Below are 22,236 nucleotides of genomic sequence, written 5' to 3'. Positions count from 1 at the left end.
AAAAATACTGGTTTTTCTCCCCATGATAAATCTTTCACTACGTATCGATGGTTTTGATGTAATCTATGACTTTTTGTCCCGCAGCGATGGCAATGACTTTCTTTGGATATTGAGTCAACTTGTAACATTATTCCAATTCCCGGTAGTTGACTATGCGAGATTACTTTAATTCCTTCTATATTCAGGATTTCTGTTAGAAGTTTAGTCCCGTTTTTTGTAGCCATGACTGTAATTTTATCTAAAAAGTATTGGTGACCACGATCGAGTTAACAATTAAACTAACCTAGATGTCAAGTCTGGCCAGGACTTGAGTGAATATTTTATACATTTATTCATATTTATTTACTAATTTGACTATTTATTTAGCATAGTAAGTAAGGAATAACCCAAGTTTTTTATTGTGGGAATTTGGGAGTGATGTATGCAGATTTGACTAAAGCCCGGCAAATTCTGTTCAATTTGCTCTCGAATGCCCTGAAGTTTATCCAAGGTGGAACGGTACTGTTGGGCGCGACTCGCTTTCCCAGCAGATGGCAGCGATTGTGATACGGGGATTGGAATGTCCGCATAACAACAGCAGGGTTTGTTTCAACCTTTTATTCAAGGGGATGCTTCGACTACTAGCAAGTACGGCGGCACTGGTTTGGGATTGGCGATTAGCCGCTGGTTTTGCCAGATGATGGGCGGGTATCTCACTGTAGAGAGTGAGTTGGGTGTTGGCTCTCCTTTTACTGTTTATTTAAAAGCAAAAGTTGATATTAGTTATAAGGAAGTTATACAACGACAAATGTACGAGATTTAAAGAATTTAACGGGGTTCTGCAACGAATTGTGTACGGAATTTAAGGGATTTAAGGAAAGGAAGAGATGGAAGAATTCCCGATTACAAATTCCCCCATTACCAATTACCAATTCGCTTTTTAATTGTGACACCGATCGCGATCGACCTCTGTTGCCGATCACACACTAGCATTTTTTTCCAGCTTACAATACATATATTATCCCAAAATTGTCCGGCAGTATCTCCAGCCTCGCTGCATTCACAAGTCGCACCTCAACCTGATTGAGGAGGTGGGGGGTTGCTTGCAGAAAGGTAATTTGGTAAAAGTAATGCGATAGTCGCGAACCAGTAGAAGGCAAAAGTTAACAGGAAATCAGGAATTATCAAAGGTCTCGGGAGGCAGAAACACAATTCTGCTTTTTGCCTTCATACTGTTGCTTTTACTGGCGAGATAGCAATGCTGCTGAAAGCAGTGGGCAATTTCTCAGAATCACAGGAGTGCATCTACATGATTACACCTTGCAGTCAACCGCTAAAAATAAATCCTTTCACTTGTTATCGCGATCCCGCTACAGGCAGGTGGACTACTGTAGTTACAAGTGTTCAGAACGCTTGCGAAACAGACTCTACTTTGAAAGGAAAAGCCGAAGGCGAAAACGAAAGTAAAGCACAAAGGCTAGTTTCTGATTCTCCTGCTGTCTCGCTGCCGAAAAAAAGCCTTTCCTTCTCCTTGCCTCCCCTTAAAAAGCTTGCTAAAAAATCTGCTGTTACTGTCAGCAGGTAGTTATCGCAGGGGTTCGATCTAGTTTCCACGGTTAGTTTCCAGGGTTCGCGAAATCAAAAAAACGAACTTATCCCTAGCCTAAATTGCCAAAAAGCGATATACTGGCAGCAAACTTTCTCCTTCAATATCCGTGAAGTATTTGCTCGATCGCTGCCTCCAATTTGTATGGACAGACCGACCAATTCGCCAGCGGGGAACAGTAATAGTTGCTATCCCCGTGATTTGTCTGTTTGCTTCGCTGATAGCAATTGCAGGCCTCCGGGATAGTACCCTACAGATAAGAAAGCGATCCGATAGTAATAAGGCAATACTTCAGGAAACTAACCGCTTGTTAACAATGGTGGTGGATGCCGAAACAGGTATTCGGGGTTACGGATTGACGAAGCGCCGCGAATTTCTATCACCCTACTTAGAAGCCAAGAAGAGTTTGCCTCCGCTGCTGGCTAAACTCAAGGTTGCAGTTCGAGGAAATAAACTGCAAGCTCAGCGATTTGAAGAAATTAAAAAAAGTACCGAACAGCATATAAATTTCTTGCAAAACACTTTGAATAAGCTCGACAGTTCGGCAACTAGCGTGCAGTCGCCGGAAATAATTCAGGTGTTCGATCAAGGTAAGTTGAAGATGGATAACCTGCGCAAAAAATTTAATGCGTTTGTTGATGTAGGCGAAACCTACCAGAAAGCAGTAGATCTGCAAATACGGGAGTTGATAGATTTAACTAATTTTGTGCAAGTGGCTGCGTTGCTTTTCGGCTGTTTGGGGGGAGGGGCTTCCTGGTATTTATTTGATAGTTTAGAGAAGGAATTGAGGAAGCGGGAAGCTGGGTGGGAAGAAAGTAAAGGTCGCATTCAAGCTGTGGTAGACAATGCGGCTGACGGTATTATTACTTTGGACGCATGGGGAAATATTGAGTCTTTTAATAGGGCAGCAGAAAAGATTTTTGGCGAGAAAGCCGATCGCATAATTGGCTCTAACCTGCGGCGGCTGATAGCTCTACCGCAGCCTTACAGCAGCGCCGGGGATTATTCGATCGAATATTTTGTGTTAAATCCCGAGGCTAAGCTGAAGACTTACCAGCAAGAAACAGTTGGAGTTCACAGCGACGGAACTAAGTTTCCGATGGAGTTGGCTGTCAGCGAAATGCGTCTGGCCAATCAACAGTTGTTTATTGCGATTTGCCGCGATGCCCGAGGACGGAAAGAAGCCGAGGAAACTCTGCGCAAGCAAGCGCAAATGCTGGATTTGGCGAACGATACGATCGCGGTACTAGACTTGAACGGGGCGATTTCTTATTGGAATTTGGGGGCAAAGTGGCTCTACGGGTGGCGGAAGTCGCAAGCAATCGGAAAAAATATTCACGATCTTTTACAAACAGAATGGACGCAACCTGTGGAGGTAATTCAAAAAGTGTTTTTCGAGCGGGGTTCTTGGCAAGGGGAACTGGTGCGCACCAAGGCAGACGGCACAAAAATAACGGTGGCAAGCCGATGGACTTTGCAGCACGACGATCGAGATCAACCGGTGGCTATTTTGGAAATCAGCAACGATATTAGCGATCGCAAACGCTCAGAAATTGCTTTAGCCCAAAGCGCGCAGCGGTTTCGCGCTACTTTTGAGCAGGCGGCAGTCGGCATGGCCCAAGCGACTGTGGAAGGTAAATTTTTGTTAGTAAATCAAAAACTTTGCGAAATTTTGGGCTACAGCCGCCAAAAATTGGTGGAGAAAAGATTTCAAGAGATTACTTGGCAGGAAGATTTAGCAAGCGAAGAGGAACTGGTGCGCCAATTGTTAGCAGGAGAAATTGAAAATTTCTCTCTGGAAAAGCGCTACATCCGCAACGACGGAGAGTTGGTGTGGGCAAACTTGACGGTTTCGCTGTTGCGAGAACAAAATGGCTCTCAATTTCTGATGGCTGTGGTAGAAGATATTAGGGAACGCAAACAAGCTGAGGAATCGCTGCGGTTGCGGGCTGAAGAATTGAGTTGGACGGCGAAGATGCTGGCTAAAACGACGAATGTTTTGAGAAAGCGGAATCAAGAATTAGACCAGTTTGCTTATGTAGTTTCTCACGATTTGAAAGCGCCGCTGAGGGCGATCGCAAATCTCAGCAGTTGGATAGAAGAAGACCTCAGCGAGTCGATGACAGAGGATACTCTGCACCAAATGAACCTGCTGCGCGGCAGAGTTCACCGTATGGAAGGTTTGATTGAGGGACTGCTGCAATATTCCCGCGTCGGACGCATTGAAGTGCCTTCAGAAATGGTAAAAGTTGAGAAGTTATTAGCAGAAATTATTGATTCCTTGGCGCCGCCGTCTGGATTTGAGGTGAAAGTTGAACCGGGAATGCCAACTTTTCTGACGGAAAAATTGCCGTTACAGCAGGTTTTTTCTAATTTAATTAGCAATGCCATCAAGCACAATCGAGCTGACTCGGGTCACGTAACAATATCGGTTAAAGAGTTAGATGAGTTTTACGAGTTTTCTGTAGAGGATGACGGGCCGGGGATCGATCCTCAATATCACGATAAAGTTTTTGTCATTTTTCAGACCTTGGAAGCTCGCGATAAAGTTGAAAATACTGGCATTGGTTTGTCGCTGGTCAAGAAAATTGTCGAAGGTCAAGGGGGTACTATTTCCCTAGAATCGGCCGAAGGTGAAGGAGCAACTTTTCGATTTACTTGGCCGAAGCAACCTATCAGCAAAGACGGAAAATAAAACAACTTGAAACCTAGGGTGCGCACACCCGCATCGCGATCGAAATAGTAAATTTAGGATGCGCAGTGGGCAGTGAGATGCCGATAGCGACTGTTTAAACTGCATCACAACGGATTTCGATGATAAATCCATCAGGATCGTAAAAGTAAATGCCGCGTCCTGTAGCGCGAGTGACGGGGCCGCTGTCGATCGCAATTTGATTTGACTTTAGCACTTCGAGAGCGCGATCGAACAAATCCGGCTCGATATCGAAGGCTAAGTGGTTGGCGCGAGTAAAAGCCTTCTGGGGGTCTGGGTTTGGCGGTTCCAAGTCGGGCTGCCAAAATAGGTCAATCACAGTGCCGTCTGGGGTAACGAAATTAGCGACTTTACCAGCGGCTACCATTTCTGTTAAAGTTGCGGGAATTTCTGCACCTGTTAGTTCGTGCAAACCGAGAATTGTCCCGTAGAAGTGGCGGGAAGCTTTCATGTCGCGCACGTTTAAAGCGATATGGTGAACGCGCCGCAAGTTCCCCGGCGCGAGTACATTTTTGACGGTGTTTTCGGTAGTTTGCATGATTGTCAATTGCGAATGTTATCATAAAATTGGGTTGAAAACCCCGTCCTTTTAGGACGGCTTTATTTCCAAAAAGTTGTAAAATTTTCCCACATAGTAAAGTATACTACAAATAGATACAGGTAGAATAACCGCTAGCACAAATGGATAACCAACCCCAAAACGACTGGCTAGGAAAAAATAATGTCTCGTGGGTGGCGAAAACCACAAAAACATAGCTAGGGTAGCCATAAGCACCCATACCAGAAAACTCAAAATCTTAGTAGTTTAGATGTACCGAGCGGGCATACGGGAACAAAGGGAGTGTACCCTTAACGCTTGGGGAGACAAGCCCTCTGGGGCTATTTAAATTAGGCTCGAAGCTTCGTTCAATTGGACGGGTTTTTGGTTTAAATATTGCCGAAAGGATGAATAGTTTAAAGGTATGTTAGTGAACCAAGAATCCCCGCGCGTTCACGCGCCTGGAGTGTCAACTAATAAGTCCGATAAAAGTCGGAAAAACGAAGAAGCAATAACATTAAGGGTTTCAGCAATTAAGAACGTTGTGACCTTCTTGGCGGTTGCTATAAAATTGAATGCGGTTAGATTTATTCAGAGTTTGTAGTGAAGACGTCAGTCCTCATGGAAATCTGAGGACTAAACTCCTCACTACGAACCACTTTTAGATTGTTATTTTTCTTTAGGGAACGATGCCATGCCTACAAATAGCATTGCCAGCCCGCCTGCAAGAATTGCGAAGGCAAGTAAGCCTACAACTAAATCTAATCCCGATGTATTTTCCATTAAATTAAACCGTTCTCCAATTAAATCCAATCATCGGTATTTGTTAATTGCTGAGTGCTTGCCAAGAATGGGGAAGAGAAGAAAAAAAACCAACTCTTAAGTTAGAAAAAAAGCCCATTAAGTTCTTCCCTCTTCCCTAACCATCCATCCGTTAAGTCCTATACACTGCTTCGTTGCCTTTCTTCTTATTTTGCCAATTCTCGCTCAATCGCAGCGATAAGTTCTGGCGAATCTGGGGCGACGCTGCTGCGGAATCGGGCAACGACTTCACCCTGTTTGCTAACTAAGAATTTCTCAAAATTCCAGGAAACCTCACCCTGGGGTTCGACTGCACTCGTAAGCTTAGCGTACAGCGGGTGCTGCTGACTGCCTTTAGCGCGTACTTTGTCAAATAATTCAAAGCTGACGCCGTATTTTGTCGTACAGAAATTGACTATTTCTGAATTACTTCCGGGTTCTTGAGCTCCGAAGTCGTTGCAGGGAAATCCTAAAACGCGGAGTCCGGCCGCGCTGTACTTCTGGCTCAATTCTTCGAGTCCTTTGTATTGAGGTGTATAGCCACATTTGGAAGCTACGTTAACTATCAAGAGTACCTTGCCAGCGTACTCTCCTAGCTGCTTGTCTGCGCCTGCGATCGTTTTTACTTTAATGTCGGAGATGGTGCTGGGCATTTTCAAATACTTTTAAATTTGGCCACCACAATTTTACCGCAATTCGGTACAATTTTGTCTAGATGCCGATCGCTAAAAATTTAAATATCCCGACCGGGGCGGGTTTACGGAGTTCGGGGTTATATTATAGATATTGGTGAACCTGCCCCTGGCAACATTACGATTAATTTATCGAGGATGATCTTATTCGATGGCGGTGAACTTTCTTCACAGAACTGAGCGCCACAGTCCGCTATTAGATTGAAGTTTCTCGCTAATAGCTAAAATCCACACCGAGGAGGACGAAGAGTTTAACTATCTGAGTGGTTTTCCGCGAGCCATTTTTGGTAAGTATCCTCAAGTTCCTTGTTTTCCAGAACGAGTTCCAGGCGGACTTTGACGCAACCGTGGCGGGGTTGAGAGGCGATCGAATTTAAGATTTTGCTAGCTTTCTGCACAGAGGTAAATTCAGCCTTAACTGTCGGTTCGTGGCTCACGCTCTTAACCTCGGTCAAATCTATACCAGTGATGCTTCCCTCGCCCAAATCTATTTCTGCCAACACCTTTGGATCGTCGCCGACTTGTTCGACAATCAGCTTTTCCCACTGGATCGGCACTTGTACCATCCGAGTTTCAATTTCTTTGCGCACGATGACTTCGCCGACTTTCCGCTTGCTGCGATTGATCACCAATCGTTCTTCTAGCAGGCGAATTACTTCTCTATCGACAACATCAAAGTTTTCTTCATCCTCCTCTGTCTCCAAATTTTCATCTGTGCGATCGGCATCTGTTAGGTTTGACATAGCTGTTGAGGGATTTGTTAACTCGCTGTTGTTAAGCTCACTATGCGGTCCTGAGGTATTTTCTAAAGACGGATACCCGGCATTTGCCGAAACTCCCGGCAGCAGATCGACTTGATTAGAATTAATACTTAGAAACAGAGCTTTTTGGTGGTAATCGACTTTTTTTAGAAGCTTAATACTTAGTATAAAAACGCGGGTATTTTCGCTGCCTAGCCCTGCCACCACAAAGTTTAACTGACCGCTAGCATCAAAATAGACATCTTTTATTTTGCCTACCAACTGACCTTTATTGTCTTTGACTGTAAAACTTTTTAGCTTAGTTCTGACTTTTTCCGGCACCCGGTTGAGACGGGTAATGGATTTGGCAGTTGCTATCTTTTCTGCCGATGCTTGACCGTTCATTTTTTCAACTTTCCTACTTAAGGATTTTTATTAGGCATGGCTAAAGGCGGGAAAAGTGCATAAATTTTGGCTAAACCAGACAATTTTTTTACTCCACCCGCCCCGTTATATAGGAATTGCGCGATGCCACAATTCACACCTGCGCAGTGACAGAATTATGTAATTAATGCGCAATTCCTATGCAATACCTGTTGCGGTTGGTTTAGATATCTTTATTATCTACAACCGCAGTTCCATCGGTCTTAATGTCTAATTCTTCACGACGCAAGGTTTCTTCGCCCTCAACCGTGGTGTGAACAACTTCTTTTCTGACGTTGACTTCTTCGCGGACAAAAGCTTCCTTGTGAATGTCGGCAGTTTCTTCGTAGACTTCCATGCGTGCAACTTCCCCTGATTGGAAGTCAGCCTCACCGACTGAAACTACTTGACCGGCTTCTACGGGCGTTACTCGCTCGATTACGACTCGTTCTTTTTCAATGGGTACTGAAGCTCGCGCTGTTTCAGTTTCCACGCGCTTGCCAACTGCTACTTCGCCTGTTTTTGCGCGGTGTTTGTTAGCAATCAAGCGTTCTTCATAAAGCTTGAGATTTTGGTGCTGCTGTTCGTTGGTTTCGTAGAGGGGGCGGTCGATATCGTAGCTGTAGCTGCTGCGATCGTAGCTAGCAGGAGTTGCAGTGCTTGCAGCGGCAGTTCCTTGATTGCGGTAAACGCCTCTTACTTGTTCTTCGCGATCGTAATCTACTGATTCTAATTCATTGTAAGCGGGCAATTGTTCTGCTTGAGCTTTGCTGCGAAGACCTGTGGCGTAGACGCGACGGGCTCCGTAGTCGAAGCGAGCCGAGCCGATTGGCAGCAATACTTTTTTCCCAAAAATCCAAATCCCGGTATCAATTACCAGATAGCGGAAACGACCCGTGTCATCAACCAAAGCGTCATAAACGGTGCCTACTTTTTCATCAGTGTCACCAGCATAAACATCAAATCCCTTGATGTCGTCTCCAGCAAAGATTTCTTCCTGATAATTAGGATAAAAATCTGCTAATCTTTGAAGTGCCATGTGTTTTTTCCTCTTCTTCTGTACTACTTAAATTAATAGTAGAAATTAATTTGTTGACTTCCATCTCCCTAAAGTCTGAAGTGTATAATTTAGGGCGTTTAATACTATAGGAATACTGCCCCATCTCTTCTTTGCTAGCGCACTCAGCTATTCTAAAGGTTGTAAAGTTCCTCTAGAGGGAAATATTGGCTGGTGACAGGCTCAGCATTAGAGCTGTTTATATTAAACAGGACTTATACCAATTCGGGTTTCTGATACCAATTCACAAAAGTAGTGCTACATATAGATGGTACCCGAGCATCTCTAGGGACACACCAATGCCGTGTCCTTACCGTCAGCTTAGACGGTTAATAATTGTTCATACTAATTTGAAAAAGTCTGGCTACAATCCTCCCTCTTATACCTATTATTAAAAGTCAAAGCAAACCGTAGGGACACGGGGCTGTTCCCTGTCCTACTCCCCGCGCCGGACACGGCCGGGCCCCGTGTCCCTACTGTTAATCATTGTTAAGTAGATGGTTACAAATAAACATTATGTTACAAATAAACATTTCATAGTGAATTACAAAAATCAAAGCCCCTCATCTTGCAGGAGAGGGCTTCGGGAAAGCTAGAAATTTTAAGTTCAGAGTTGATTGAGTTGAGTTCTGATAGTTTCTATGCTTTTGCGGTTAAGACGGAACCTGGTTCCAGCTTCTGTGCCAAATAAGCTCGAAACTTGTCGGCAATAGATAAAGGAGACAGATACACTGGTTTTGCCCTTGAAAAAGGCCAAGACGTATTTCTGTAAACTTAGATATTTTGCCAATGGGCCGATCGAGATTGTGCGCTGTTTCTGCTGGGTAAATCGATCGAACATTTCCACGACAGAAATTGCCTCGGACTGTGCTTAAGGTTTGTATGAAGCTAGTGATGGATCGAAGTTGCCGCTAGTCAGGTCAACATCGTAGCGTAGCGGGGCGGTACGCCATCGTCTGAGGTTTGATTTCGGCTGCTTTGCGGTTGGCGATCGTGTTGGGTAGACCAATGTACAACCAGAACCGTTTACCTTAGATTACGATCGCGCTAACCGCAGCCGAGCCTTGAAACGTCTACATTTACTGAGCCTTTGGCGATATCGCATTTTTATCGCAGTGAAGGGCTGACCTTGACACATTCGGTCACCCCTAATTGAGAATGCTAAGCCTAGCAGTTTTGTTGTAGAAACTGTAAAACCCGCTTAGTGGGCGGGTTCTAATATGGAGAATAGCGGGCTCGAACCGCTGACCCCTACAATGCCATTGTAGTGCTCTACCAACTGAGCTAATTCCCCTTTCTTTTCGCGCTCTCAATCATGCCTTAACTGACCAATATTTGTCAAGCTTTTTGGGCAAATTAGTTTTGAACCCTGTATTGGCAAGGCTTCCGGCTTTTTTTCCACAAAACTCTCCTCGCTTCTGGACAATGGTCAATCCCCTACTATGATTTAGTATGTGTGTTGGGATATTTCGGTCAAATGGCTCAAACAAGACCCCATGAGGAAGTAGACGACTACTAGGGCCGCGGCTGAGACCGCAACTAGGGTGCCGGCTAGCATTAGTGAAAATTCCCGTTGCGCGATCGCCTCTTGCATTAAGTGCAAAGACCAGGCAACGAGGGCAACGTCAATTATTAAAATAGAAACTAGCATAAGTTACGATTTGTAACAGCTTACCTATTGTAACAAAACTTTTCGCTCTGTGCAGATAAGCTCAGGCGTATTTAAATTTTGCTGTAAAACCCGCAGGGAGCAGCGGAAAGCTATTGAGAAAAACTTATAGCTTTTATTGATAATTACAATATGCAAAGTAAATGAGAGCTAGCTCAACTTTAGAGGGGGCGTTTTTGACTCTTGAGCGAGGGATTAAGATCCCGATAGCTGCGCTTCACACGCTTTTTTGAGGGGTTAGGGTGCGTTAGCGAAGCCCTCGAAGAGGATCGACCTTTGAGTATAACTGATTTGATAGCAGTGCGATCGCACCCTGACCCGATGCAAATTTGATAAAATTGGTGTACTTTTAATTAAAATAAAATGAACGGCTGTTGAGGATATAAACTATGTTAACCCAAACTCAACAACTCTCCTCGCCCGAGGAATATTTTGCACTAAAGGAAGTGGGCTAACCCCAAAGTGGATATATTGATGGCGAGATAGTTATTATGAGTGGTCGTACTCCAAATCATAATGATATTGCGGGGAATTTGTAGGCTAATTTAAATTTTGGCCTGACTGTAAAAAAGTATCAACTTTTTATCTGTGACTTAGGGTTGTCGATACCGCGCTATCATTTCTCTACTTATCCAAATGTGATGGTAATTTAAGGCGAACCAGTGCTTTTAGACGATCGCACAGATACAATAATTAATCCTTTGATGATTGTTGAAGTTTTGTCAAAAAGTCCGAAAAATTACGGTCGAGGGGATAAGTTTGATTATTATCGCTCTATTCCTGAGTTTCTAGAATACATTTTAATCGATTCGGTATAAAGTTTATGTCGAACAGTTTGTCAAGACTTCTTTGTTAATCCTCCTCGTCTTCATCCATGTAGTTGGGAAAACTGGTTTCACATTCCAATATACAGGAGTAGTTGAGGATTGAGTCTTTTGTCCGTTTGATTCGTAGCAGTCGCCAGCCGTATTTTTCTTGCATTGCGTAACACCGCCGGCGTTGGGCGAGGGAGTAGATTGAGGTGACTTGCTGTTGCCGAGAATTCGTCACAACGTATATCCATAGTGTAACGAAGTATTTTCGCCAAAACCCGGTTTCTGAACACCCTGCGTCCCGGACTAATTTTAACTCTTGTGGGATGGGCATCTTGCCCGTCCCGAAGTGCAATCTTAGTAGCAATTTTAGGAAAAAAAGCTTATCCTAGAGAATAATTTATCTAAAATAAACAGCACAGCAGGCAAAAGCATGGAACAAACAACAATTATTCCCCTAGAACTGTCTGACGGCACAATTGTCAGAGTCGAAGCCACACCAATTGGCGACCAGGAAATCGCTTTTGGTAACCGACCTTTCAAGCAAGCAACAGATGCCATCAAGGCAATTGCGAAAGAACTATCAGGAGTTTTGCAAGAAGTCAAACCAGATAAAGCCACCATTAAATTTGGCTTAGAGATTGCCATTGAATCTGGACAAATTACAACATTAATTGTCAAAGGTTCTAGCAAAGGAAACCTAGAAATTACTTTAGAGTGGGGCAAGTAATTCCAACAAATGGAGGACACAGCAATGTTCATTAGTGTCAACAAACACGTAAAACCGATAGTCCGACAGGGAATGAATTCCCTGTCTCAAAGCTAAAGTCCTCTCAAGAGGACTGAAGAGAAGAATTTTCAACTCATTAGTCCTCTTTTAGAGGACTTTCGCTATTAGACAGGGGTTTCAACCCCTGGCGGACTCGCGGACTGACTAACGGATTTGACGGGCTAGTTGATACCAATTGGCACTGCCGTATCCTGATATCTCAACTGCATAGAGTGACTAATCGCTAACACCCAAATATGACACATATCACTAAACTCTTAGAACAATGTACCCTGCGAGTGAGCGTTCCCGGTGGTCATGGAACTGGTTTTTTTGTTGCCCCACAACTAATTCTCACCTGCGCTCATGTCGTTAAATCAGCTAATCCTGAAAAAATCAATGTATTCTGGCCGTACAAAAATCAGCAATACATTGCTAGTATTGAAAATATTCCACTAGAAAAGCATCTAGATTTAGCACTATTAAAGTTGAATCCGCCAGATATAGATCATCCTTGTGTCAATTTTGACTTGTCATCTCCTGAATTGAGCGATGACTTATTTATCTATGGCTATCCCCAAGATTATCCCGAGGGTGATTCTGCTACCTTTAAGTATGAAGGTGAAAGCATCAAAAACAATTCGCCACTATACAATTTGAAAGGAGGACAGGCAAAACCTGGAACTAGCGGTTCACCATTACTCAATCAGCGCACGGGAAAAGTTTGTGGAATTCTGAATATTTCTCGCAATCCTAGCATGGATTTAGGAGGGCGAGCCGTACCTGTAAGTATAATTTTTGCCCAATTTCCTGAACTAGCAGAACTCAATCAGCGGTTTCATCAAAATAATTCAAAAAAAACAGGTATCAATCCCTTTGACTACGGCACGCCAGTCTCGCCAGAACGCTTTTATGGACGGAAAAAAGCTATTTTAGAGGTTAAAAGTCGGATTGGTGCTATCAGTTCTCAGTGTATCAATATAGTAGGAATGCGACGCAATGGCAAAACTTCCCTCTTGCGGTTGATTAGAGAACGTACCGAAAAGTTTTGTCAACCTCAACAAAAACCATTAATTGTGACTTTAGATTTACAATCTCCCAAATTTCACACGCCAAAAGGCATCATTGAGGGACTGCGGCGGGAGATTTTAAAACAAACAGGAACTGAACCTTGGAGGCAGGATGTTAATGACGATCCTTTTGAGGTGGAAGATGGTTTTATCTGGTTGCGGGATCGGGGTTATCGCTTGATTGTGATCCTAGATGAGTTTGAAGGAATTATCCGACGTTTAGAACTATTTCAGGATTGGGGAGAAGATTGGCGTGCCAAAGCTTGTGACGGTATGTTGGCGATGGTAATTGCCAGCAAGCGTCCTTTAAGCGAAGACTGGAGAACTCGTTTTCCTACATCGCGTTTTCCCAATCTTTTTAGTACGGAAATTTTGGGTGCATTGGAGGAGGAATTTTGGCATGATTTAGTCAAAGATGGGTTTATCCAAAGCGGTGAAATGGATGTTGTACCCGATCGGTTAATCGACTGGATTGATGAACTTACTGGCGGTTTGCCTTTTTATGTCAAAATGGCAGCATCAATGTTTTGGCAGTACGGGGATTACGAACAAGCACGGATTGAGTTTATTTACCAAGCAACTCCCCGCTTTGAAGAACTTTGGGCTGATTTGACTGCATCGGAACGTCAAATTATGAAAAATGCTGGTGGTAAGATTTTAACTCAATCGGATGCTGTAGTTGATAGCCTCAAGCGTCACGGTTTGTTGCGATGGGATGGTGGATTATTTAGCAGTGCTTTTGCAGAGTTTGTGAGGAATCAGCGATGAAGAGGTTTCTCCGGGAGACTTGGGAGTTGTGGTACTGGGCAATGTTTTGTCCTTCAAGGCTTCAGCAGCGGATGAATGAATGGGCTCCTGCTGAAGAAAAGGATGGATTGCGATCGGATACACATTCCTGGGATATTTTACTGTTGGGAAATAATCGCTTTATTGGTCAGTTTTTACTGCTGATATTTTTGTTTAGTTTACCGCTGATTTCTGGAATTGCATTGCATGGTCAAGCCCTCGATTTGCTCTTGCTGTTGGGAGCGATCGCGACTGCTTATAGCATTGGCTTCTTGTGCTTATCAATGGGCTGGCATATACTACTACTGGTTGATTTTGTTTATCTGATAAATCCTCAAGTTTATCTAATTGTAGTGGATCAGGTAAGGGGTATTTTACCTCCATTTTCCCAACTAGCAAGGGGTATATTTTTCGGCATATTGGCTTTAATTATTACCACGTGTTTGGGTGCGTGGCTGCTAAATAGGAAGCGCCTTTTTTTAGCTCGCAATGTCATCGCGGTCGGCGGAACACTAAGTACATTGTTAGGAAGTTGGTTGGCGACACAGAATTGGTATTTTGCTCTGGCAGCCAGTGGATTAATCGGCTTATTACTGTTGATATGGGTTGATACCCTAACGAGCTATGAAGTCGAAATGAACCACTCCAAGATGTTATTTCTCGTGGGAAGCATCATGGGAAGAATTGTGGCGGCCGTCGCAGGAGGCGTTGTGGGAGGTCTCTCGACAGTCGTCGTGGGAGGCGTTGTGGGAGGTCTCGCAACGGTCGTCATGGGAGGCGTCGTGGGAGGCGTCGTGGCGGGTGTCGTGATAATGGTTGTGAGAAAAATTCTGGTAAACATCATGCGAGGCTTCGTGCGAAGCATCAGCATCATGACGATCGTAAGAGACATCGTACTAAACATCGTGGGAAGCATCGTGGGAGGTGTCGTGGGAGGTGTCGTGGGAGGCGTTGTAGGAGGCATCGTGGGAAGCATTGCAACTTTACCTTTACCTCTCTTTTTGCTAATGTGCTGGCTAATTGCTGCCAGTCTCTCCCCAATCATGCAAAATTGGTTAGCAATAATTACCGCACTCACGCTAACAGCTTTAGGCTTCGAGCATCAGGGCTGGGTATCAATTTTAGCAATGCCAGTAACTTTGATGAGTTACTACCGACTACCAGACTATTTAATTCTCACACTAATCGACTTCGTACTAGCAATTCTTTTAGTAAAACCTTTCGAGGATCGCAATCCTGTGCGATTACTTTACTTACTACCCCCTTATACCACCGAGTTGGCTTGGCTACCTCTACCCAATCACCATCGCATCTTAGCTGCCGCCTTCCGCACCGATGCCTCAGCAACACTGGCAACTTTTCAGAAAATGCAAGCATCACCGCTACCAGGCTTGAAAGTTACGATTAAAGTGGCATTACCTCAAATTATTACAGATCAATTAACGGCAATTGAAAATATTTCGGAACTCATCGCCATAGCCACACCAGAACATCCATTTTTACCTTTACTAGCACCAACATTCTATCAAAGCCGAAATCTAGTAGGAAACACAGAGTTTCTACAAAAATTATCCTCAAATAATAACTCTATATTTCGCGGATTGTTCATTTTTACAAGTGTTTTAGGTAGCATAATAACAGGTGTTATTTTTATTCTAAGTACCCGGCTGATAGAAACAATTATTGGAAGTATTGTTGGCAGTGTTATGGCAGGCATTTTGACCAGCTATTTCGCAAATAATTGGCCATTTGATATAGAAGATGGTACAGACATCAATAAACTATTGCCGCGCCTGCAAACAGTTGCTAAAGATGTGGATGCTGCATTAAAAGCAGGAAACATTGGTATACGCAAACGCGCCTTAGAGCCAATCCACACCGATCTGCTCAGATTGCAGTTACAACTGCCTGAATTAGGACTCACAACAGGGGCAATAAAACGCTGGAAACCAGTTTTAGTAAGGTGGCAACGAGTAATCGAGCTAGAGTTGCAAGAACAGCAGAAACAATCTCAAGATGAACTACTTAACCCATTCCAATACGGCAATCCACTGCGTTCTGAGCGTGCTAACCTGTTCAGAGGTCGCCAAACTTTTGCCGATCAAATTGTCCGCTTAATTCTCGATCGCAATCGTCCCACCCTCGTTTTACACGGCCCCCGGCGCTGTGGCAAAACCTCGTTTCTGTATAACTTACCCCGCCTCTTACCCAGTAACTTACTCCCCGTTTACGTAGATTTACAAAGTTCCGCTATAACTACAGATGAAGCTGCATTTTGTCAAGGATTAATTCGTGCCATCCACCGCGATAGTCGCTGTCAAGGCATCGAATTACCAATCATTCCCACACGCAAAGAATTTCTGGAAACTCCTTATATTGCCTTAGAAGATTGGCTCGAACAAGCAATTCCCCGACTTGGAGAACGACGCCTTCTCCTCAACCTTGATGAATTTGAAAAAATTGGCACTGCTATCAAGGAAAAACGCTTAAGTATCAACTTATTTGACGAACTCCGCCACCTGATTCAGCACTATGATTCCCTAGCTTTTCTCTTCTCTGGCGTCCAAACTCTAGACGAACTCGGCCCCAACTGGAGCAGCTATTTTATCAGCGTTGTCCCCCTAGAAATGACTTATCTAGAACCAGATGAAGCCGAAGGTTTACTAACCGATCCTGACCCAGAATTCGCCCTGCGTTACGATCGAGGTATTGTTGACCACATTATTCAACTGACTCGCTGTCAGCCATACCTGCTGCAACTCCTTGGCTCTGCTCTTGTCACTCAGGCAAACTTAAATCATACTCAATTGGTAACACCGGATTTATTGCAAGCTGCGATTCCTGAAGCTTTCACTAACGGCGAACCTTATTTTACCAATGTCTGGACAGAATTTACAGGTAATAATCCGGCAGAAATAATTGCCGGACAAGAATTCCTGTTAGACTTAGCAAATGGCTTAGCTCCGGGCTATGTACAAGATTTAACAGATGCGGCAATCAGGCGATTGACACGATATCATGTGATTGAGCAAACAGATAATGGTTATGTTTTTGAAGTGCCATTATTAGAGCGTTGGGTTCGAGAACGGGCTGTAAAAAATAGCAATTATTAATCAATACGGTTCAGTTAAAACTGTTTATTCCGGGCGAGATCCCCCTAAATCCCCCTTAAGAAGGGGGACTTTGAGTAAGTTCTTGTCCCCCCCTTCTTAAGGGGGGCTAGGGGGGATCGGGCTTAACTGAACCGTATTGAATTATTAATAATTTGCAACTTAAGTAGATAAAAAAAAGGGACAACTCGCGTCGCCCCTCATCTATTTAACCAACTGGAAAATTACGCTTCCACAGCGATCTTTTGTTCCGAAGCCTCCGGCGAATTCGCTTCACTCGGCGGCACAAGTTGCCAGAACTTAGGCAAATATTCCGACCAATTTGCTAAAATCTTTTCAGCTTTCTTGCTGCCAGTTCGATCGCGCTGAGCCTCAATCAACTCCTTCAACTGCGCCTCCCCAGCCGCCGTACAAACGCGCTGCACCTTCACAATCTCCCCGTTGACATGAGCCGGGAAACTGCCATCTTCATCGAGGAAATAAGCCAAGCCGCCAGTCATTCCAGCGCCGACGTTGCGGCCGACTTTTCCCAACACCACGATCGCGCCGCCAGTCATGTACTCGCAGCAGTGATCGCCCGCACCCTCGATCACAGCTTTCGCCATCGAGTTGCGCACCGCAAACCGTTCGCCAGCTTTACCCGCAGCCAACAGAGTTCCCCCAGTCGCGCCGTACAAACAAGTGTTACCGACGATCGCATTTTCGGAAGCATCATAAGTCGCACCAGCCGGCGGTGCGATCGCGATTTCGCCGCCGTGCATTCCCTTACCAACGTAGTCATTAGCTTGGCCAGACAGTACCAGCGTCATCCCCGGCAAATTGAACGCGCCGAAGCTTTGGCCCGCGCTACCAGTGCAATTGAGGGTAATTTGACCGCTAAAGCCGGTGTTGCCGTGTTGCTGTGCGATCGCACCTGCCAAACGCGCGCCCACAGTGCGATCGGTATTCACCAATTTTACACTCTTGGTAACAGTGCCGTGATGGGCGATCGCACTTTGAATCTCAGCATCCGCCAGCAAATCGTCATCCAAAACCGGGCCGTTGCTGTGGACGGGTTCGTGTACCAAGAAAGATCGATCGTTCTTAGTATCCGGTAACTTAATCAAACAATCCAAATTAATCGCTTGGGTTTTAGTTAGTTTCACCCCATCGCGCATTTTCAGCAAATCCGCGCGGCCGATGATATCTGCGATCGACTTATAACCCAATTTCGCCAGCAAACTCCGCACTTCTTGTGCTACGAAATAGAAGAAATTAACAACGTGTTCCGGCGTACCGGGGAACCGTTTCCGCAAGTGTTCTTGTTGAGTTGTCACCCCCACCGGACAAGTATTCATGTGGCAAACGCGAGCCATAATACAGCCTTCGGCAATCATCGCCACCGTGCCGAAACCGTACTCTTCGCCGCCCATCAAAGCGCCTACAATCACGTCCCAGCCGCTTTTAAAGCCACCGTCAACCCGGAGCAGAACTCGATCGCGCAATTTATTTTCCATCAGCACCCGGTGCACTTCTGTCAATCCGAGTTCCCACGGAGAACCTGCGTGCTTAATCGAACTCAGTGGCGAAGCACCGGTGCCGCCATCGTGACCGGAAATTTGAATCACATCAGCATTTGCCTTGGCGACACCGGCCGCTACAGTCCCGATGCCGACTTCCGACACCAACTTCACCGAAACTCCTGCTTGCGGATTGATTTGGTGCAAGTCAAAAATCAACTGCGCCAAATCCTCGATCGAATAAATATCGTGGTGAGGAGGAGGCGAAATCAGCGTCACACCCGGTTTCGACCGGCGCAAATAAGCAATGTACTCGCTCACTTTCGCCCCTGGCAATTGACCGCCTTCACCCGGTTTCGCACCTTGTGCGATTTTAATTTCGATTTGTTTGGCGTTCATCAGGTACTCAGGAGTCACCCCGAAGCGTCCCGAAGCTACCTGTTTGATGGATGAAGAAGCTGTATCGCCGTTCTGCAAACCTTTTAAGTGAGGTAGCGTTTGTGAGAGACCCGCCGCACTCACATCGTTTAGCACTTTGTAGCGCACCGGGTCTTCGCCGCCTTCCCCGGAGTTGGATTTGCCGCCGATGCGGTTCATCGCAATCGCTAGCGTTTCGTGGGCTTCCGGGGACAAAGCGCCGAGGGACATACCGCCGGTGGCGAACCGCTTGACAATATCTGCTACAGATTCTACTTCTTCTATCGCAATAGAAGGGCGATCGCTGACAAAATCCAGCAAATCCCGCAAAGCCGTTACCGGGCGATTTTCGAGCAGTTGCTTGTAAACCTCGTAGTGATCGTAAGCCGTTTCAGAATTTTTGGAACCAATTGGTTCCATTTTTGGTTCGGCCCCATTGCCGTTACCGTTGCTTCCTTCTTCCTCTTCCCTTCTTCCTTCTTCCTTCTTCCTTCTTCCTTCGTTAAAAGTAGTCACAGCCTTGTGCAAAGCCTTCGCCATTTCCGGGCTGTTCATGTGATATTCACCGCCCCGGCGGTACTGCACGAAGCCGAAGTTTTCCAGCTTTTTCAGAACCAATTCTGGGAAAGCCTGACTGTGGAAAGACATTACCTCGTTAGCCAGTTCCGCCACACTCAAACCGCCGATGCGGGAAACAGTGCCTTTGAAACCCAAATCGAGCAAATCAGCGCCAATGCCTATCGCCTCAAAGATTTGCCCTCCTTGATAGCTAGACAGCAGCGAAATCCCCATTTTTGACAAAATCTTCAGCAAGCCGTTTTCCACCGCTGTGCGGTATCTAGCTTGAGCCTGGGTCACGGTAATATTGGGAACTTTGCCGTGCTGCATCAAGTTTTGAGTCTTGGGGTCAGACCACCAGGCGCGCACGCTTTCCAATGCCAAGTAAGGGCAAATAGCCACCGCACCGTAACCCATCAAACAAGCGAAGTGGTGAGTGCTCCAACATTGGGCGGTATCGACAACTAGAGAAGTTTGCATCCGCAGCCCGACGGCAATTAAGTGGTGGTGAACCGCACCAACTGCCAGCAAGGGCGGAATGTAAGTACATTCAGCACTCAATTTACCAGCAGATAAATCTCCCTCTTCCTTCTCCCCTCTTCCTTCTTCCTTCTTCCTTCTTCCTTCTTCCTTCGAGACTCGATCGCTCAAAATCAGAATTCTCGCACCCTCGCGCACAGCTTGAGCCGCCTCTTGACAAAGTTGCTCGACTGCGGTTTTCAAACCAAAAGGCCCGGCAGCAATTTTGTAAAGCGTTGACAATTCAGTTGCCGGGAAAGACTTTTGATCTTTCAAGAAAGACAGTTCAGCGTCGTTGAGTACGGGGGAATCAATTTTCAGCCGCTTGGCATTTTCCGGCACTGCTTGCAGTAAATTGCCCCGCAGGCCCACACTCATCGTCAGCGACATCACCATCCCCTCGCGCAGGGGGTCGATCGGCGGATTTGTCACTTGAGCGAACCGCTGTTTGAAATAGTTGTACAGCAACTGAGGCTTTTCTGACAGCACAGCCAAGGGAACGTCATCGCCCATGCAGAAAGTCGGTTCTTTCCCAGAGCTCGCCATCTCGACGATCACCATGTCCAAATCTTCGGCTGTGTAGCCAAAAGCAGTTTGGGTTGCTAACAGCGTTTGCGAGTCGAGGGTTGGTGTTTCGGCAAAAGGCTGCGGCTGCAAGATTTCGCGGTTTTGTTTCAGCCATTCGCCGTAGGGGTGCCGCTTAGCAATCCGCTGCTTGAGTTGCCAATTTTTGAGAATTTCTTGAGTTTGCAGGTCAACTGCAATCATTTGTCCTGGCCCCAAACGGCCTGTTTCGACAATATCTGCTTCGGGAATATCGACAACTCCCGCTTCGGAAGCCACAATTACCAAACCGTCTTTAGTAATGCAGTAGCGGGCCGGCCGCAAACCGTTGCGATCGAGCGTAGCACCTACTTGTTTGCCGTCGCTGAACACCAGCAGTGCCGGGCCGTCCCAAGGTTCTTGAATGCCGCTGTAATACTCGTAAAAATCGACAATTTCTGGATAGGGAGCCAAATCCGGCTGATTTTTGTAGGCTTCGGGTACCATAATTGTCAGGGATTCTAGGGGAGTGCGGCCCGAGTGCACCAACAACTCCATCACGTTGTCCAAGTTTGCCGAATCGCTGCTTTCGGATTTGACAATTGGGTTGAACGTGTCGATGTCCGCTTGACTCCAATTCGGGTGAGATAAATTGGCTTGCCGCGCCTTCATCCAGGTAATATTGCCCAACAGCGTGTTAATTTCCCCGTTGTGTCCCAGCAAGCGCATCGGCTGGGCTAAGTGCCAGCGGGGCATCGTGTTGGTGCTGAAGCGCCGGTGATAGACGGCAAAGGAGCTTTTATAAGCGGGATTTTTCAGGTCTTGGTAAAATTCTCCCAGTACGGCCGATCGCACCATGCCTTTATAGACGATCGTGCGGCAGGAAAAAGAGCAAGTATAAAAGTCTCGGCGGGTGAAGTTGGGGCGATTTGACAGCGCGTGTCCGATCGAGCGGCGCGCCAGAAATAGCTTTCTGTCGAGTTCGTCTCCGGCTAAGTGCGGTGAACTGACAATTACTTGTTCGATTTGAGGTTGATGTTCTAGCGCTTGCTCGCCCAAAACCGACGGTACAATGGGAACTTGGCGCCATCCCAAAAGTTTCAGCCCGCGCTCGGCCAGAACTTGCTCAACCACCTGCCGTGCTATAGTCGCTTGAAATTTATCTTGAGACAGAAACAGCATTCCCACGCCGCAGTTTTCCCGTGCGGGAGGCACAATTCCCTGTTCGGCAAACCAAGTATCCAGCAATTCCCAAGGAATCGCGGTCATCAAACCCGCACCGTCGCCGGAATCTCGATCGGCGCTGCAACCGCCGCGATGTTCCAGACAAGTTAAAGCTGGCAGGGCTTTTTGAATAATCGAGTGGGTAGCTTCGCCGCTTTGGTTGGCAATAAAGCCCACACCGCAGGCATCTCTTTCTTCCACTAACCAGCTTTGGCCGGCATAGGGAGTTCCTCGCTCAGTCTGATGCACGTTTCTGTTTGGATCGATCGTATTACCCATATTGATTGAATGTTATTTCCGTGATTGTGTGGTGGATGCGTTTTTATAGCTCGGAGAGAAGGCTGCCGAGCGGTGGGAGCCTAGTAAACTTTAAAACAGCACACTGTAAGCTGATTTGATAAAAATTTACGTCTATGCTGCCTGTACTTAGCACTGAAACCATGTTTGCAGATTTTAAATTATCTCGCTCGCATCGTCTCGGAGATGTCTCCTAGAATACCCTGCTGTTAAAAAGCAGTGCTTCAGCAGGCGATCGCCGCCCGGAGACTAGATACATTGCAGGCGATTCCCTACGGGATAGCTGCGCTTGTCGAGTTTTTTGTCTGTTTTTTTCCTTAGTCCGCAAGGGTAGCCTTGCAGCGAACACAGGGAGATAGTAACTTTAGCTTTATTTTGCTTGCTGCGCTGTTGAGTTGCTTTCGTCAGCGCCCG

Annotated in this window: 13 protein-coding genes, 1 tRNA gene and 2 pseudogenes; 7 read left to right on the top strand and 9 right to left on the bottom strand. The window is 45.8% G+C overall.

Translation table 11 applies throughout. The features are described from left to right. A pseudogene (locus QUB56_RS25215) lies at window positions 1-224 on the bottom strand (ISL3 family transposase); the annotation flags it as partial. 166 nt (window positions 225-390) lie between these two features. Here QUB56_RS25215 and QUB56_RS25210 point away from each other — a divergent pair. The 3 genes and pseudogenes from QUB56_RS25210 to QUB56_RS25200 form a co-directional block, all read left to right on the top strand. Next, window positions 391-802: pseudogene (locus QUB56_RS25210) on the top strand (ATP-binding protein); the annotation flags it as partial. A 435-nt stretch (window positions 803-1,237) separates the two neighbouring features. After that, window positions 1,238-1,564, top strand: a complete 327-nt coding sequence (locus QUB56_RS25205; RefSeq protein ID WP_332958921.1) for a hypothetical protein — start codon at window positions 1,238-1,240, stop codon at window positions 1,562-1,564. 130 nt (window positions 1,565-1,694) lie between these two features. Continuing rightward, a complete protein-coding gene (locus tag QUB56_RS25200) occupies window positions 1,695-4,280 on the top strand; it encodes a PAS domain S-box protein (RefSeq protein ID WP_332958920.1) in 2,586 nt (861 codons plus the stop codon). Between the two features lie 94 nt (window positions 4,281-4,374). On the opposite strand, the gene QUB56_RS25195 is transcribed toward QUB56_RS25200, so the two are convergent. The 6 genes from QUB56_RS25195 to QUB56_RS25170 form a co-directional block, all read right to left on the bottom strand. Further along, window positions 4,375-4,836 (bottom strand): VOC family protein, encoded by a 462-nt coding sequence (locus QUB56_RS25195; RefSeq protein WP_332958919.1) that lies wholly within the window; start codon window positions 4,834-4,836, stop codon window positions 4,375-4,377. 968 nt (window positions 4,837-5,804) lie between these two features. Next, window positions 5,805-6,290 (bottom strand): glutathione peroxidase, encoded by a 486-nt coding sequence (locus tag QUB56_RS25190; protein ID WP_332958918.1) that lies wholly within the window; start codon window positions 6,288-6,290, stop codon window positions 5,805-5,807. A 290-nt stretch (window positions 6,291-6,580) separates the two neighbouring features. Next, window positions 6,581-7,474, bottom strand: coding sequence for a DUF2382 domain-containing protein (locus QUB56_RS25185; protein WP_332958917.1), 894 nt, complete (start codon window positions 7,472-7,474; stop codon window positions 6,581-6,583). A gap of 202 nt (window positions 7,475-7,676) precedes the next feature. Next, window positions 7,677-8,531 (bottom strand): DUF2382 domain-containing protein, encoded by an 855-nt coding sequence (locus QUB56_RS25180; RefSeq protein WP_332958916.1) that lies wholly within the window; start codon window positions 8,529-8,531, stop codon window positions 7,677-7,679. A gap of 1,239 nt (window positions 8,532-9,770) precedes the next feature. Continuing rightward, a tRNA-Ala gene (locus QUB56_RS25175) sits at window positions 9,771-9,843 on the bottom strand. A gap of 153 nt (window positions 9,844-9,996) precedes the next feature. Continuing rightward, window positions 9,997-10,200, bottom strand: a complete 204-nt coding sequence (locus tag QUB56_RS25170) for a hypothetical protein (protein ID WP_006631616.1) — start codon at window positions 10,198-10,200, stop codon at window positions 9,997-9,999. 680 nt (window positions 10,201-10,880) lie between these two features. On the opposite strand from QUB56_RS25170, the gene QUB56_RS37385 reads away from it, so the two are divergent. Continuing rightward, the gene (locus QUB56_RS37385; RefSeq protein WP_445243392.1) at window positions 10,881-11,036 is read left to right on the top strand and encodes a Uma2 family endonuclease; all 156 of its coding nucleotides are present in this window, start codon (window positions 10,881-10,883) and stop codon (window positions 11,034-11,036) included. Between the two features lie 34 nt (window positions 11,037-11,070). On the opposite strand, the gene QUB56_RS25165 is transcribed toward QUB56_RS37385, so the two are convergent. Further along, a complete protein-coding gene (locus QUB56_RS25165; RefSeq protein ID WP_332958915.1) occupies window positions 11,071-11,268 on the bottom strand; it encodes a hypothetical protein in 198 nt (65 codons plus the stop codon). 195 nt (window positions 11,269-11,463) lie between these two features. On the opposite strand from QUB56_RS25165, the gene QUB56_RS25160 reads away from it, so the two are divergent. The 3 genes from QUB56_RS25160 to QUB56_RS25150 all read left to right on the top strand — a co-directional run bounded on the left by QUB56_RS25160 (window position 11,464) and on the right by QUB56_RS25150 (window position 16,768). Beyond that, a complete protein-coding gene (locus QUB56_RS25160) occupies window positions 11,464-11,760 on the top strand; it encodes a CU044_2847 family protein (protein WP_332958914.1) in 297 nt (98 codons plus the stop codon). 296 nt (window positions 11,761-12,056) lie between these two features. Beyond that, entirely contained in the window at window positions 12,057-13,637 is a 1,581-nt protein-coding gene (locus tag QUB56_RS25155; protein ID WP_332958913.1) for a serine protease, read from the top strand. Then, window positions 13,634-16,768: a hypothetical protein gene (locus QUB56_RS25150; RefSeq protein ID WP_332958912.1), complete on the top strand. Its 3,135-nt coding sequence runs from the start codon at window positions 13,634-13,636 to the stop codon at window positions 16,766-16,768. Before QUB56_RS25155 ends, QUB56_RS25150 begins: the two co-directional genes overlap by 4 nt. A gap of 221 nt (window positions 16,769-16,989) precedes the next feature. Here QUB56_RS25150 and QUB56_RS25145 read toward each other — a convergent pair whose 3' ends face one another. Further along, window positions 16,990-21,804 carry a glutamate synthase-related protein gene (locus QUB56_RS25145; RefSeq protein ID WP_332958911.1) on the bottom strand — a complete coding sequence of 1,605 codons (4,815 nt, stop codon included), beginning with the start codon at window positions 21,802-21,804 and terminating at the stop codon, window positions 16,990-16,992. Window positions 21,805-22,236 lie beyond the last annotated feature (432 nt).

Source organism: Microcoleus sp. AR_TQ3_B6, from assembly GCF_036702785.1.
Classification (GTDB): Bacteria; Cyanobacteriota; Cyanobacteriia; order Cyanobacteriales; family Microcoleaceae; genus Microcoleus.
The sequence above is the reverse complement of the archived record's forward strand: the minus strand, read 5'-3'. Positions and strand labels throughout refer to the sequence as shown.